The sequence below is a fragment of the Saccharopolyspora sp. NPDC049426 genome, from assembly GCF_040676935.1.
Classification (GTDB): domain Bacteria; phylum Actinomycetota; class Actinomycetes; order Mycobacteriales; family Pseudonocardiaceae; genus Saccharopolyspora.
Genome location: NZ_JBFAPZ010000002.1, coordinates 245426 through 259627 on the forward strand (window position 1 = coordinate 245426; position 14202 = coordinate 259627).

General features: G+C 69.1%; 17 protein-coding genes. 7 read left to right on the forward strand and 10 right to left on the reverse strand.

Annotation, left to right across the window (positions count from 1 at the left end):
• Positions 1 to 7 precede the first annotated feature (7 nt).
• On the reverse strand, positions 8 to 502 hold the full coding sequence (locus tag AB0J78_RS04275; protein WP_363786807.1) for a DUF397 domain-containing protein: 495 nt from the start codon (positions 500 to 502) through the stop codon (positions 8 to 10).
• A 191-nt stretch (positions 503 to 693) separates the two neighbouring features.
• On the opposite strand from AB0J78_RS04275, the gene AB0J78_RS04280 reads away from it, so the two are divergent.
• A complete protein-coding gene (locus AB0J78_RS04280) occupies positions 694 to 915 on the forward strand; it encodes a zinc finger protein (RefSeq protein ID WP_363786809.1) in 222 nt (73 codons plus the stop codon).
• 66 nt (positions 916 to 981) lie between these two features.
• Here AB0J78_RS04280 and AB0J78_RS04285 read toward each other — a convergent pair whose 3' ends face one another.
• On the reverse strand, positions 982 to 1665 hold the full coding sequence (locus AB0J78_RS04285) for a GGDEF domain-containing protein (protein WP_363786811.1): 684 nt from the start codon (positions 1663 to 1665) through the stop codon (positions 982 to 984).
• A 261-nt stretch (positions 1666 to 1926) separates the two neighbouring features.
• Between AB0J78_RS04285 and AB0J78_RS04290 the strand changes: the two genes are divergently transcribed.
• Genes AB0J78_RS04290 through AB0J78_RS04300 form a run of 3 tightly spaced genes read left to right on the forward strand, consistent with a single transcriptional unit; the run spans position 1927 to position 3983 of the window.
• Positions 1927 to 2178: a DUF397 domain-containing protein gene (locus tag AB0J78_RS04290; RefSeq protein WP_363786813.1), complete on the forward strand. Its 252-nt coding sequence runs from the start codon at positions 1927 to 1929 to the stop codon at positions 2176 to 2178.
• A gap of 54 nt (positions 2179 to 2232) precedes the next feature.
• Complete coding sequence (locus tag AB0J78_RS04295) at positions 2233 to 3126, forward strand: helix-turn-helix transcriptional regulator (RefSeq protein WP_363786814.1); 894 nt, start codon at positions 2233 to 2235, stop codon at positions 3124 to 3126.
• Between the two features lie 14 nt (positions 3127 to 3140).
• Positions 3141 to 3983: an SAM-dependent methyltransferase gene (locus AB0J78_RS04300; RefSeq protein ID WP_363786816.1), complete on the forward strand. Its 843-nt coding sequence runs from the start codon at positions 3141 to 3143 to the stop codon at positions 3981 to 3983.
• Positions 3984 to 4092: 109 nt separating this feature from the next.
• Here the strand turns inward: AB0J78_RS04300 and AB0J78_RS04305 are convergent, their stop codons facing one another.
• Positions 4093 to 4767 (reverse strand): zf-HC2 domain-containing protein, encoded by a 675-nt coding sequence (locus tag AB0J78_RS04305; RefSeq protein WP_363786818.1) that lies wholly within the window; start codon positions 4765 to 4767, stop codon positions 4093 to 4095.
• A gap of 136 nt (positions 4768 to 4903) precedes the next feature.
• Positions 4904 to 5647: a GntR family transcriptional regulator gene (locus AB0J78_RS04310; RefSeq protein WP_363786820.1), complete on the reverse strand. Its 744-nt coding sequence runs from the start codon at positions 5645 to 5647 to the stop codon at positions 4904 to 4906.
• 131 nt (positions 5648 to 5778) lie between these two features.
• Between AB0J78_RS04310 and AB0J78_RS04315 the strand changes: the two genes are divergently transcribed.
• A complete protein-coding gene (locus AB0J78_RS04315; protein ID WP_363786822.1) occupies positions 5779 to 6006 on the forward strand; it encodes a hypothetical protein in 228 nt (75 codons plus the stop codon).
• Between the two features lie 3 nt (positions 6007 to 6009).
• A complete protein-coding gene (locus AB0J78_RS04320; RefSeq protein WP_363786824.1) occupies positions 6010 to 6255 on the forward strand; it encodes a hypothetical protein in 246 nt (81 codons plus the stop codon).
• 5 nt (positions 6256 to 6260) lie between these two features.
• Here AB0J78_RS04320 and AB0J78_RS04325 read toward each other — a convergent pair whose 3' ends face one another.
• The 5 genes from AB0J78_RS04325 to hisD form a co-directional block, all read right to left on the reverse strand.
• Positions 6261 to 6812, reverse strand: coding sequence for a sigma-70 family RNA polymerase sigma factor (locus AB0J78_RS04325; protein ID WP_363786826.1), 552 nt, complete (start codon positions 6810 to 6812; stop codon positions 6261 to 6263).
• A gap of 120 nt (positions 6813 to 6932) precedes the next feature.
• Complete coding sequence (locus AB0J78_RS04330) at positions 6933 to 8318, reverse strand: glutamate decarboxylase (RefSeq protein WP_363786828.1); 1386 nt, start codon at positions 8316 to 8318, stop codon at positions 6933 to 6935.
• Positions 8319 to 8369: 51 nt separating this feature from the next.
• Positions 8370 to 8768 carry a hypothetical protein gene (locus tag AB0J78_RS04335; protein WP_363786830.1) on the reverse strand — a complete coding sequence of 133 codons (399 nt, stop codon included), beginning with the start codon at positions 8766 to 8768 and terminating at the stop codon, positions 8370 to 8372.
• A gap of 163 nt (positions 8769 to 8931) precedes the next feature.
• The gene (locus tag AB0J78_RS04340; protein WP_363786832.1) at positions 8932 to 10092 is read right to left on the reverse strand and encodes an ester cyclase; all 1161 of its coding nucleotides are present in this window, start codon (positions 10090 to 10092) and stop codon (positions 8932 to 8934) included.
• A complete protein-coding gene (gene hisD, locus AB0J78_RS04345) occupies positions 10089 to 11420 on the reverse strand; it encodes a histidinol dehydrogenase (protein ID WP_363786833.1) in 1332 nt (443 codons plus the stop codon). Before hisD ends, AB0J78_RS04340 begins: the two co-directional genes overlap by 4 nt.
• A gap of 324 nt (positions 11421 to 11744) precedes the next feature.
• On the opposite strand from hisD, the gene AB0J78_RS04350 reads away from it, so the two are divergent.
• Positions 11745 to 13022, forward strand: a complete 1278-nt coding sequence (locus AB0J78_RS04350) for an MFS transporter (protein ID WP_363786835.1) — start codon at positions 11745 to 11747, stop codon at positions 13020 to 13022.
• Positions 13023 to 13256: 234 nt separating this feature from the next.
• On the opposite strand, the gene AB0J78_RS04355 is transcribed toward AB0J78_RS04350, so the two are convergent.
• Complete coding sequence (locus AB0J78_RS04355; RefSeq protein ID WP_363786838.1) at positions 13257 to 14171, reverse strand: LysR family transcriptional regulator; 915 nt, start codon at positions 14169 to 14171, stop codon at positions 13257 to 13259.
• Positions 14172 to 14202: the final 31 nt, after the last annotated feature.

Here is a 14202-nt window from a genome sequence, read left to right on the forward strand (position 1 = left end):
CGAAGATCTAGTCGATGTCGAAGGTTCCGGCTCTCATGTCGGTGAGGAACCGGCCCCAGCTGCTCGTGTCGAAGTCGAGCAGGACGTCACCGGTGAGGCGTTTGCTGTCGCGGACCCCGACACGCCCGGGGGCTGTCAAGTTCACCTCGACGCAATTTCCCCCGTTCGGCCCGCAGGCGGAAGCAGAAGCCCAGCCCGTGGCGCTGAAGGCGGGACTCGTCGCGGTCGGTTTCGGGTGAAGCATCGCGGTGCATCCCTTCCGAATCTCTCGACTCCGTGGCGCGGATGTGCTTACGATTAATCGTAGACGATCCGGGGAGGGATCATGCCACTCAACTTGGCCGGGAGCACGCAGGGGGCGCGGGTCGAGCAGTCCGGAGCGGAGTGCTTCTGGGTCCTGCATACCGCCGCACGTGTGACAGTGCGGCAGGCTCACGCGATTTCGCGGCGAGATTGGCAGGCCGGTGTCGCGCGTGCGGCGTGCGGACTCCCCCTGGGTCATGACACAATCGGGAATATTCCTTCGGGTGGGGTCCTACCGTGTGGTCGATGCTTGGCGGCGACCGCAGGCATGGTCGGTCTGGAATCCATCTGAACAGCTGATTATCCGGATTGTGGCCGACCGGCCACCCGGATCGCGATCGGCAAGACGCCACCACGCGGTGGGACACGGCAGCGAAGGAGAGTGTGCGGATGCATCCGTTCCATTGGGTTCCGGCCCTCGGGGAGCGTCACGCGAGCACCGACCCCCGGCCGTCAGGGGGATACCCGGCGGGAAGCGCCATCACGACGCTCTGCGACCGCGAGATGCGAGCCGAGGTGGGAGAGATGGCGTGGCTGTGGAACACCTGCCCGGCGTGCAACGCCGAAGCGCACCGCATGGTCGGCGGAGTCCGGCAGACAGCGGCGGTCTAGGAGTCTTCGAGGAGTGGGCTGCGCGGTGCGAGCCGAGTACCGCACCCGGAGCAGTCCTGGAGAGGATCAGCCCTGCGCCTCTTTCGAGGCGCCACCTTCCAAGGCCACCAGAGCCGTCCGGTTTCGCGGGATCCGGTCGGAGACATCGGTGAGCGGCTGATACCTGGAGGTTCCCGCGCGCGTGGACTTGGCGCGGTACATGGCCTGGTCCGCGGCGGTGACGAGCTGGTGCATCCGGTGCGCCGGCAGCACCGCGACCCCCGCGCTGGCCGTGCAGCGGATCGGCATCTCCGACATGACCTCCGCCGAGGCGATGTCAGCGCAGAGCTCGGCGGCCAGCGCATCCGCGTCCTGCGGATCCTCACCGCTGAGCAGCACCACGAACTCGTCCCCACCGAGCCGGGCCGCGCACGCCGCGTGCCCGGCTTTTTCGTGGATCCGGTGGGCCACCGCGACCAGAACGCTGTCGCCGAAGTCGTGGCCGTAGAGGTCGTTGGTCTCCTTCAGCCCGTCCAGGTCCAGCAGGATCATGGCGAGGTGATCGCTCGGGCGAGTGCTGGCCCGCTGGTGGTCCAGGGCGCGCTGGAGCCCTGCGCGGTTGGCCAAGCCGGTGAGCGGATCGGTGTGCGCGGCGCGATCGGCCACCGCGAGCCGCTTTTCGAGCTCGCGACGTTTGCGGCGGGAGTCGAGCAGCGCCGCCGAGAGGATCGCGCAGAGGGCTAACGCGCAGACCGCGACGAGCACGCTCATCGCGTCGCCCGATCCTGGGTCGAAGCCGGGCAAATCTGATGTACGCGGCGAACCGTCCCTCGCCGCGATAACCGGATCATCCCTCGGCCCCCTCCCGCGCGCGCCGGGGCCATTTGCCGGGCACCGGATTCCCGCTGACGGATCAAGATCAACGATCGACCTGCTGCTGCTACTGTCCCGGACTGACCTTGCAGATGCAAGAACGTTTGCAAGAACAGCTGCAAGCACGGACGTGATTTCGCCCGAATGTTGGAGGCATCCATGCCGGAGTCCGCAGTGCCGGAGGCTCCGCGGTGGGCAGACCTGAGCTGGCGGTCTGACCTGCGCTGGCGCAAGAGCGCGCACAGCAACCCGAGCGGGAACTGCGTCGAGGTGGCCGAGTTGGAGCGCGGCCGGGTGGCCGTGCGCAACTCCCGCTTCGCGGAGGGGCCAGTGCTGGTCTACACGCGAGAAGAAATCGCCGCTTTTCTCGAAGGGGTTAAAGAAGGCGACTTCGATGATCTAATCTGCTGACTGGCTTTGGCGGCGATCGGACGCCGCATTGCTCCCGATGGGGGTATCGACACGATGAGCATCGAGCCGGAGAGACAGGGCAAGCAGCAGGGCGGGTCCACCGCTGGGCCCACCGTGCTGCGCATCGCGCTGGGCGGACAGCTTCGACGCCTGCGCGAGGAGCGCGGGATCAGCCGCGAGGCCGCCGGTGATGCCATCCGCGGGTCGCACGCCAAGATCAGTCGGCTCGAACTGGGACGCGTCAGCTTCCGGGAGCGCGATCTCAACGACCTGCTGACCCTCTACGGCGTGCGGGACTCGGGCGAGCGGGCGGCGTTCATGTCGTTGGCTCGGCAGGCCAACGAACCCGGCTGGTGGCACCAGTACGGCGACCTGCTGCCGTCGTGGTTCGAGACCTACCTCGGCCTGGAGCAGGCCGCTGAGATCATCCGCACCTACGAGGCGCAGTTCGTTCCGGGCCTGCTGCAGACCCCCGACTACGCCCGCGCCGTCATCCTGCTCGGACACGGGCAGGAACCGGAGGGCGAGGTCGACCGCCGGGTCGCGCTGCGGATGCGTCGCCAGGACATCCTCACGCGGCCGGAACCGCCGACGTTGTGGGCGGTCATCGACGAGGCCGCGCTGCGCCGCCCGATCGGGGGTGAGCGGATCATGCGCGGGCAGATCGAGCACCTGATCCGCATCTCCGAACTTCCCAACGTGACGGTGCAGCTGCTGCCCTACAGCGTCGGCGGGCACGCCGCGGCGGGCGGTCCGTTCACCATCGTGCGGTTCCCCGAAACGGACCTGCCCGACGTCGTCTACCTGGAACAGCTGACCAGCGCGCTGTACCTGGACAAGCGCAACGACCTGGACCAGTACCAGGCGGTGATGAACCTGCTCAGCGTGCAGGCGACGACCCCACAGGACACCACGCAGCTGCTGCGCGAGTTAATGGACGAGTACTGATCCGAAGGATGGCGATGAGCGAGCAGGGCGGCCGGCTGCCGGTCGAGATCGACACCACCGTCGCGCACGAGGCGCGGGTCTACGACTACTGGCTGGGCGGCAAGGACAACTTCGCGGCCGACCGCGCGCTGGGTGACGCGATCGCCGAGCACATCCCGACCATCAAGACCATGGCGCGGGCGAACCGGGCGTTCGTCGGGCGCGCGGTGCGATACCTGGTGCAGGAGTGCGGCATCCGGCAGTTCCTCGACATCGGCACCGGAATCCCCACCAGCGGCAACGTGCACGAGGTCGCGCAGAGCGCGGAACCGAGCAGCCGCGTGGTCTACGTCGACAACGACCCGATCGTCCTCGCCCACGCCCGCGCGCTGATGACCAGCACCGACGAGGGCGCGACCCAATTCATCTTCGCCGACCTGCACGACCCGGACTCGATCCTGTCCGATCGAGCGCTGACCGAAACGCTCGACCTGACGCAGCCGACCGCGGTGATGCTGGTGGCGGTGCTGATGTACTTCCGGGAGAACTCGGAGGTCGAGCAGGCGCTCGGCAAGCTGATGGACGCGGTCCCCTCGGGCAGCTACCTGACGATCACCCACCCCACCGCCGACTTCGACCCGGAAGCGATGGCAGGCGTGGTGGCTGCCGCCGAGCAGTCCGGGATCCCGTTCCAGCCCCGCGATCAGGACGAGGTCGCCGCGCTCTTCGAGGGCATGGACCTGGTCGAGCCGGGGGTGGCGCCGGTGCTGGGGTGGCGGCCCGACCCGGAGCCGGCCGGGATCACCAAGCTCCACCCCGAGCGCGAGGTCGACCCGCGCAGCGCTTACTACTGGGCCGCGATGGCCCGCAAGCGCTAGGAGCTGTTCGGGGAGTGCGTTGCTCGGCGGTGCCGGTGGCGGCACCTGCGGCGGTGCGAGCTGAGTCCCTCACCTGGAACAGCCGCTCCGCCGCGTTCTTCAACAGCACCTAACCGGCCCGGCGGTGGGCGGTCGGGCCGAGCTCGCGCGGGGGTGCCGGTTCGTCGGGATCGTCCGTCGTGACCGTGCTCTCGCCGGGGCGGACGCCGTGGCCCGGACCGGTTTCGCCGTCCCGGTGGTCGTGGCGGATGACCAGCAGCAGCACCAGCGCCACCACCAGCGGCAGGTGCGAGGCGAGGCGACCGGCGGTGACGACTCCGGCCACCAGGTCCTGGACGCTGATGAAGGTGAGCACGGCGAGGAACGCGCCGAGCACCGGCACCATCCCGGCACCCGCGCGGACCCGCCAGGCCGCCCAGCCGAACCCGGTTCCGAGCGCGAGGTTCCACGCGGTGCTCTCGTGGAACACGTGCCCGGCCATCGCCTCGTGCCCGCCGGCGCCCAGCAGCTGGGCGACGCCCAACGCGATCTGCACGACGGCGACGACACCGAGCAGCACCCGGGGCCAGCGCCGGACAGCGGGAGCCGGGAGCGCCCGCATCACCGACGCGGTCAGGTCGGGGGTGCTGGGCACCACCCGCACCCGCAACTCCCTGCTCAACGCGACGGCGCGGGATTCCCAGTCACGGCACTCACCGCACTCGGCGAGATGCCGCTCCACCTCGGCCCAGGCCGCCGGAGGCTCCTCGCCGTCCAACCGCGCCGACAGCGCCTCCCGGCACACGCAACAGTCCACACCACTACTGTCGCGCCCCGCGTCCCCGAAGTTCCCACCGGGTCACCCGGAGTCCGAGACGTCGGGAGGGGAGGTCTCCACCCCGCTCCAGGTGAGGGACCTCAGGGCTCTGCGCCGGGCTCGGTCAGATGGCGTCCCAGGTGTAGCGGAGTTCGTAGCTCTCGCCTGCCATCACCATGTCGTTGACCTCGACGACGCGGTCGCCGCTCCACGTGCGGCGGCGGAGCGTGAGGACCGGACCGCTGCCCAGTCCGAGCAGCTGGCGCTCGTTGGCGTCCGGCATCCGCGCGCCCACGACCTCTTCGTGCTGCGAAATCGCGAAGCCCAGATCTTCCAGGCGGGCGAACGCGCCACCGGGACCGGTCTCGACGTCTTCCAGCGCCGTTCCTAGCGTGATCTCACGCGGCAGGCGGGAAACCGCGAGCATCACGGGTTGGTCATCGGCGCGCATGACCCGGTCGCGCACGCAGAGCTCGGCATCCTCCGCGACGTCGAGGAGTTCCGCGAAGTCCTGCGCGGGTTCGAACCACACCCGGACCGAGGACGAGGGAGTGAAGTCCTGCTTCTTGGCTTCGGCGAGGAAGGCGGCCTCGTTCCGATCGCGACGCGCCTTCGATAGCCGCTCGCGAGAATCCAGCCGTCGAACCACGTTCGGCGGTGCGACGAACACGCCGACTCCGTGGCGCATCTGCACCAGACCGGCGTCGCGGAGTTCCTTCAGCGCTTGACGAACGGTCGTGCGCGAAGCCTCGAACTGCTCTTGCAGCACTTGCTCGGTCGGCAGCTTGTCGCCGATCGCCAACGAACCGCTGTCGATCTGACCTCGCAGCGTCGCGGCGATCTCCTGGTACTTCGCTGCGGCGGACATCGGAACACCTCGCACTAGACGACTCAGTCCTCCCAAACGAGTGTCTCACCTTGCCTCACAGGAGGCGTCAGCGCTACCTTCCGCCTAGTTGTATGAGACGACTGTGACGACTGAGACAACAAGGCGATTCGATGTCAGCGACCAAGCCCGCGAAGCCAGCGCGTGTCGGCGGTGTGATCAGGGTCGGCCGATGGGAGCTGGAACTCGACGTGACCGTCGTCGACGGGCGGGACTGGTTCTGCTGCCCCGTCGGGGGATCACGCTGCGGCCGAGTCCTCGTGGACTTCGGCCCCATGGGCTTGGACTGCATGACCTGGCACGTCCAGCACGTGCACTTCGCTTACCTGGTGGAGGGATGACACATGGCCCGGATTCCGTGCCAATGGCTCTACCTCGGTGGATTCACCTTCCGATGGGGCCGTGGTGACACCGCGATCGACGTCCTGCGCGGTGATACCGGCCCGGTTCACGAGGACGATCAGCGAATCGCGTCCATCCCGGTCGAGCACAGCTGGGCCGACGTCCGGGATCTGGACAAGCGGGCTCGCGCCTGGTTGCGCGCTACTGCGGCGCAACGTGCTCGCGCGGCGAAAACCGCGCTCGTTTGACCAGATCAGCCGGTTTCTTCGTCCTGGTGGGTTCGGGTGGCCAGGAGTTGGTCGCGGGCTCTGGCCACTCGGGAGCGGATGGTGCCGATCGGGCAGCCGGTGACGTGGGCGGCTTCGGCGTAGGGGAGGCCCAGGACCTGGGTGAGGACCAGGGCTTCGCGGCGTTCCGGGTCGAGGTCGCTCAGCAGCAGGTTCAGCTCGACGATGTTCTCGAAACCCGTGTCCGGCGAGGTCGGTTCGGTGGCCGGGGTGGCGTGGGTGGTGCGCGGGCGGGAGCGCTCGTAGCGGATCTGGTCGACGACCACGCGGCGGGCGATCGTAAGCAACCACGTGCGTGCCGAGGAGCGGGCGTTGAACCGGCGGACGCTGCGGAACGCGCGCAGGAACGTCTCCTGCGCGAGGTCGTCGGCGAGGTGCGGCCCGGCCAGGTGCGCGACGAAGCGCCAGACGTCGTGCTGGCTCTCCCGGATGAAGGACTCCATGGCGTGCGGGTCACCGCGACGCGCGTGCAGCGCGAGCTCGGTCAGCCGCGCGTTCGCGTCCTCGGAACGACTCATAACGGGGCAGGCTAGTCGGCTTCGAACGGCTTGCGATCAGCTGATCGACTGAGCGTGATCGTCCCCACCGGCTCCGGGCTGGGATTTCCCGGTGGCCGGGAAGTTTTCGCCGTTCGCCGCTCAGTCGCGGGAACGGGCTCCGTGCGCGAACCCGGCGGAGTCGTGGCCCCGGGCGGGGGTGGTCTGCGCCTCCAGCCTCGGCAGAGCGCGGCGCAGGTCGTCGAGCAGCAGGTCGGCCAGGTCGTGGCTGAACCCGTTGCGCACCACGATCCGCAGCACCGCCAGGTCGGTCCGGTTCTCCGGGAACGCGTAGGCCGGAACGAGCCAACCGCTGGCGCGCAGAGCAGCGGAAACGTCGAAAACGGAATAATTCCGGACGTCGTCGCGCAGCGTGAACGCGAAGGCCGGGATGTGGCCGCCGTCGGTGAGCAGCTCGAACGGCCCGAGCGCGGCGATCTCGCGGGCCAGCCGCATCGCCACGTCGCGGCACTCCTGCTGCACCCGCCGGAATCCGTCGAATCCCAGCCGCAGGAAGTTGAAGTACTGCGCGGCCACCTGCGCGCCCGGCCGGGAGAAGTTCAGCGCGAAGGTCGGCATCTCGCCGCCGAGGTAGTTCACCCGGAACACCAGCTCGTCGGGCAACGCATCGCCCGTGCGCCACACGACCCAGCCGAGACCCGGGTAGACCAGCCCGTACTTGTGCCCGGAGGTGTTGATCGAGGCCACCCGCGGCAGCCGGAAGTCCCACACCAGGTCCGGATCCAGGAACGGCGCGATCATCGCCCCGGAAGCGCCGTCGACGTGAACCGGAACGTCCGGTCCGCCGCGCGCGGCCAGGTCGTCGAGCGCGCGGCAGACCTCGGCGACCGGTTCGTAGGAGCCGTCGAAGGTCGAGCCCATGATGGTCACGACGCCGATGGTGTTCTCGTCGACCCGCCGCAGCGCCTCCTCGGCGGAGAGCGTGAAGCGGTCGCCCTCCATCGGCACGTACCGCGGCTCGACCTCGAAGAAGTTGGCGAACTTCTCCCAGCAGATCTGCACGTCGGCGCCGAGCACGATGTTCGGCGTGCCGGTTCCCCGCCGGCGGCGCTTGAGCGCGAGGCCGGCGAGCATGCACGCCTCGGACGATCCGGTGGTGGAGCAGCCGACGACGTGGTGCGGGTCGGGCGCGTGCCACAGCCCGGCGAGCATCCGCACGCACCGGTCCTCCAGAGCCGCGGTGCACGGGTACTCGTCCTTGTCGATCATGTTCTTGTCGAAGCACTCCGACATCAGCCGGGTGGCCTGCGGTTCCATCCAGGTGGACACGAAGGTCGCCAGGTTCAGCCGCGCGTTGCCGTCGAGCATCAGCTCGTCGTGCACGATCTGGTAAGCGACCTCGGGATCGGTCCCCTGGACGGGGAGGTCGTAGGTCGGCACGTGCACGGGTTCGCGCGCGAAGATCGGGTTCACCGCGAGTTCGCTGCGGTGCGGGCGAGGCGTGTTGTCCGGATGCCTCAGCGGCACCAGCTCAGGTTGCCCGCCGGGATGGGCCGCAGCAGCGCCGGATTAATCCGATCAGGTGGCGGCGTGGGCGCGGCGCGGATTGGGCCGGATGGTCATCCTGCGGCGGAGGTGCGCCGGAACCCCGCAGTCGGGCGGCGGGTCCAGCATCGCCAGCGGCGCGTCCGGGGCGCCGGGACGGGCGAGCGAGAGCAGGGCTCGGATCGTCCACTCGGCGGGCGCGTGGTAGTGCCAGGACACGATCTCGGGTGCGAAGAGATCGGCGTTCGGGCACAGCGGCATCCGGTAGGCGGTGGCCTCGTCCTCGGCGTGCAGCACCAGGACGTCGGCGCAGGTCTCCCAGCGGTAGGCCATGCCGACCGCGTTCGGGTCGTCGCGCGACCCGAACACGTAGGACTCCCAGCCTTGCTGCCGGAGCTCGTCGAGCAGGGCGTCGACTTCGGAACCGCTCACGTCCACTGCCTCCTCGCGGCCGTGCGTGCAAACGTCGAATGTGTCATTACCTGTTGGTAATGTCCAGCGCCTCGAGCCTGCCACCGGAGGGTTTCACGGGAACGTGGGCCCCGTTCACCCACCCGGGTGGCCACGAAAAGTGGTCACCCGGGTGGGTGTGGGATCAGAGGAGTTCCGGTCCGCCGTCCTCGCTGACGAGCTGAGCGATGACGTCGAACTCGTTGAACAGCGACCACTCCTCGACGATGCGGCCGTTCATCACGTAGAGCTGCGAGATGCCCCAGAGGTGAGCTCGCTTGCCGGTGGGCTTGCCGTAGAGGCCGAAGCCCCGGTGCGTGCCGATGCCCGACCAGCGCGCCGAGATGCTGTAGCCGTCGGTGTCGTTGCCCATCCAGTAGACCTCGTCGACCTGCACGCCCAGGTCGGGGAACGTCGCGAGCAGGCCGCGGGCCATCGCGCGCACGTCCGAACGTCCGTAGCCGGCGCGGTTGGTGGTGCCGTGCCAGCGGACGTTGTCGGCGTAGACCCGGTCGATCGTGCTCAGGTCGCGCCGGTTGTAGGTGTTGTGGAACAGCGCCCGGATCGTGCCCTCGACGTCGAAACCCGCGCGGTTGTCCGGTTCCGGGATCGGCATCGGCTTGCGGCCGCCGTCGAGGCGGTGCGCCTCGGAGAACTGCCGCTCGGTCAGCGGGGTCACGCCGCCCTCGCGGGCGTAGGTGCGGGCCGCCTCGACCACCGGGATGCCGAGCTTCTGCAGCTTGGCGGCGGTGTTGTAGAGGACCCACTCCTCGAAGATCTCGTTCTGCCACACCACGCAGTTGGCCATCACCCAGGTCTCCAGCCTGCGGCCGGTCGGCGGTCCCCACCGCCACGGCCCGGTGTGGTGGCCGATGTTGATGGCCCGGTGCGAGGTCACGAAACCTTCGGTGTCGCTACCCGCCCAGATCACGTCGTCGGCGTAGTGACGGCAGTCCGGGAAGGCGTTGATGCTCTGCATCGTGCCGTTGACCAGGCTCTCCACGCCGTAGCGGAATCCGCTGTCGTCGTAGAGCCGGCAGCCGGGGCTGTAGGTGTCGTAGATGTAGCCGACGTCCTGGTCCTCCCAGATGCGGTGGGTGATCCGGACGATGTAGTCGACGATGTCGGTGTAGGTGTCCTCGAACCCCTCCATCGACTGGCGGCGCTCGCCGCCGTAGTTCACGCCACCCAGCGTCGCGCCGGAGCCCGGGCGCACGGCGATGCTGAAATCGCCCGGCATGGTGCGCTTGCCGGGCTCCATGGTGCCGCCGGGGGAGCCTGCGATCTGCTCGGAAACCTCGGTCATCGGTCCTCGTCCTTCCTGAGGCGCTCCAGCCGCAGCGTTGCGGTGGCCTGGTGCGCCGCCATGCCCTCGTAGTCGGAAATGGTCTCCACGGCCTCGGCCAGCAGCGGCGTCGCATCGCGTGAAACGCGCTGGTAGGTCAGCGGTTTCAGGAACCTGGACACCGACAGGCCCGCGCTGTGCCGGGCGCCGCCCGCGGTGGGGAGCACGTGGTTGGTGCCCGCCATGCCCTTGTCGGAGTAGGCGACCGTGCTCCACGTGCCCAGGAAGATCGAGCCGTAGTTGCGCAGCGAGTCGTGGTAGAAGTCGTCGTCGGCGGTCTGGATCTCCAGGTGCTCGGGAGCCAGGTCGTCCATCAGCGCCACGGCGGTCTCGCGGTCCCGCGCCCAGGTCACCGAGCCGAAGTCGCGCCACGCCGGGCCGGCGATCTCCTCGGTGGCCAGCGAGGAGAGCTGCTTGTCGGCCTCCTCGATGACCGCTTCGCCCAGCTCGCGCGAGGTGGTCACCAGCGCGGCGGGGGAGTTGACGCCGTGCTCGGCCTGGCCGAGCAGGTCGGCGGCGACCAGTTCCGGATCGGCGGTCTCGTCGGCGATCACCGCGACCTCCGACGGTCCGGCCAGCAGGTCGATGGCCACGCGGCCGAACAGCTGCCGCTTGGCCTCGGCGACGAAGGCGTTGCCGGCGCCGACGATCATGTCCACCGGCGCCTCGCCGAGCAGCCCGAACGACATCGCCGCGAGCGCCTGCACGCCGCCCAGCACGAACACCCGGTCCACGCCCGACAGGTGCGCGGAGTACACCACCGCCGGGTCCGCCTGGCCGTTCTTGCCGGGCGGCAGGCACGCCACCACGGTCGGCACCTCGGCGGCCTTGGCGACGCCGACGGTCATGAACGCGCCCGCGGTCAGCGGGAACCGGCCCGCGGGCAGGTAGGCGCCGACGCTCTGCACCGGCACGTAGCGGTATCCGGTGGTCAGGCCGGGAGCGAGCTCGACCTCGGCATCGGACAGGCCCGCGCGTTGCAGGTCGGCGAACCGCCGGGTGCGTTCGGCACCGAGCTCCAGCGCCGCGCGGTGCTCGGGCGTGAGCGCGTCACCGGAAGCCCTGATGGCCTCCCGGCTGAGCTCGACGTCCGGCTGGTCCCAGCCGTCCAGGTCGCGCGCGTGGCGCAGCACCGCGTCGAAGCCGTCCCGTTCGATCTCGCCGAGCATCTCCGAGACGCGTTGCGCCACACGGGGATCCTGCTGGGCCGCGGGTGCGTCCGAGGCGGGCGCTTTGAGGTGTTCGAACCGCCCGGCCAGGTCGCCGAGCAGCCGTGAGCTGAATCGCATGGGGCGAACGCTAAGCGGGGCCGGACCACAGGACAAGAGTGGAGTTTCTTGTAAGAGGCATAGGTCAACCCTATGCGATCACGATCCGCTAATCCGTATGCACAGGCGGTGTCGAGCTGGCCTGATTCACCTGAGTCGCGAATTCATCCGTATGCATGTGGGGCTTGACACACGATTCGGGCGCTGCGACTCTCTTGCGAATCCGCCGACTCGTCCGATCGAGCAACAGGCATGCGCGGGCCAAGATGCCCGCCCCGGATCTCGGAGCTACGTTTGTCGACTTCAACTCCCGTGCCCGAAAAGCAGGCACAGTCCAAAGAACCGATGCGCAGAGCCGTCACGGCCGGCGTGATCGGCAACTTCGTCGAGCAGTTCGATTTCGGCATCTACGGCTATCTCGCACCGGTCATGGCGCCGGTGTTCTTCCCCTCCCAGGATCCCGTCGTCGGTGTGCTGAGCACCTACGCGATCCTGGCCATCGGCACGATCATCCGCCCCCTCGGCGGCATGATCCTCGGGCGCTGGGGTGACCGCTTCGGTCGCCGGAGCGTACTGCTGTGGACGATCGCGTTGATGGGTCTGTGCACCGCGCTGATCGGTGTGCTGCCCAGCTACGCGCAGGTCGGCATGCTCGCACCGCTGCTGCTGCTGGCGATGAGGATGGTGCAGGCGCTGATCTCCGGCGGCGAGTACGTGGGCGCCATCGCGTTCGTCGTGGAATGGGCCGAACCGAAACGACGCGCCTACTACACCTCGTTCGTCTCGATCAGCGTCTTCGTCGGAATCCTCGGCGGCGCAGGCGTTTCCGCGCTGACCGCCGCCCTCTTCGACGATGCCGCGCTGCAGAGCTACGGCTGGCGGATCCCGTTCCTGCTCGCGCTGCCGCTGAGCCTCGTCGGGCTCTGGGTGCGCAAGCGCGTCGGCGAGACGCCGGAGTTCGTCAAGGCCACGGCCGACGGCGCGGAGGTCGTCAAGGCGCCGCTCACCGAGGCGTTCAAGTCGCAGTGGCGCGAGATGCTGGTGTTCTGCGGCTCGTCGATCACCCTGGCGATCGTGTCCTACACCTGGGTCACGTACCTGCCGGAGTTCCTGTCGTCCAACGTCGGCCTGTCGCGGGCGGAGGCGCTGGGCTCCAACGCCATCTCCGTCGCGGCGATCATCCCGCTGCTGCCGCTGGCGGGTGCGCTCTCGGACCGGATCGGTCGGCGCCCCATGCTCATCATCGGGTACCTCTCGGCGCTCGTGCTGATCCCGGTGGCCTTCGCGGTCGCGCAGATGGGCACGTTCACCGCCGCGGTGATCGCGCAGCTGATCTACGTGATCCCGGAGTTCTTCCTGACCGGCATCGTGACGGTCTGCGTGGCCGAGCTGTTCGCGACCAAGACCCGGTTCAGCGCCGGAGGCGTCGCGTACAACTGCTCGTTCGCCCTGTTCTCCGGCATCACGCCGTTCGTCTCGGCACTGCTGGTGAGCACCTTCGGCACGATCTACGCCGTCTGGGGCTACCTCGCGGTCGCCGCGGTGATCTCCCTGGTGGTCGTCATCAAGTGGATGGAGGAGAGCTACCGCCTCGACCTGACCACCGGGAAACCGATGGAGTGATCGGGTTCCACGCTCGTTCTGCTCAGCGGTGCGGGTAGCGGAACCTCAGACGCCGCCTGGGTCCGGGCGCCACTCCTGATGTATGCCAATACACGGCGTCGCGGCGTCCTCCCCAGGCGACGTCTGAGAAATCCCCCGAAGGGGACGACACGGCGGTGCGAGTTGCTCAGGTGGTTGTTCTCGCTCGTGGCTTCGCCACTTGCGCGCATTTTCGCGGTGTTCACATCGTCGCGTTCACGCGCCCGCCCAGGAGGTTCCTCCTTCGAGGAGGGTTTCCTGGGCGAGGCGGGCGAGTTCGCCGGTGGCCGGGGAGAGCGTGCGGTTGCGGCGGTGGATGAGCGCGATGGTGTCGTAGAGCGGTTCGGCGAACGGGGCGGTGTGCAGCTCGGCCGGGAAGCGGCGGCTGTTGACCACCGCGCGGGAGGCGATCGTGTCGCCGATGCCCTGGGCGGCCAGCCGCAACGCGGACTCCACGTGCTCGACCTCGATCCCGGCGTCCAGCGCCACCCCGGCCAGCTGGGCGCGTTCGGCCAGCTGGCGGCGGGTCGGATCGGCCCAGCCGTAGCGGGCGTCGTAGAGGATCAGCGGTGCGGTCGTGAGGTCCTCCACCGCGACCGGCCGCCGGGTGCGCTCGGGGTCGGGGCTGACGTAGAGGACCTCGTCGCGCGCCAGCGGGGTGACCGACAGGGCCTCGTCGTCGATGGGCAGCACGACCAGGCCCGCTTCCAGGTCGCCGTCGCGGACCGCCGCCGCGGTCTCGGCCGAGTTCTGCCCCACCAGACGGACCTTGACGTCGGGGTAGCGGTCGAGGAACTGCCGGACCAGGTCCGACAGCAGGTAGTAGTCGGCGTTGCGCAGCAGCCCGAACGTGGCCGTGCCGCCGCTGAGGGTGTTCAGCGCGCGCACGGCCGCGCCGCCGTGGTCCACCGCCGCCAGGGCCTGCTCGGCGTGGGGCAGCAGCTCGCGGCCCGCTTCCGAGAGCGTCAGCTTGCGGCTGCCGCGGACGAACAGCGCGGTCCCCAGCTCCTCTTCGAGCCTCCGGACGAGTTCGGACACCGACGGCTGGGCCATGTCGAGCTCGTCCGCCACCGCCGTGAACGTGCCGAGTCGGTGGGCCAGCAGGAACGCGCGCAGCTGGTTGAGGGTCACGGCCGAACCCTACGGCACGGGTAGACGGTTT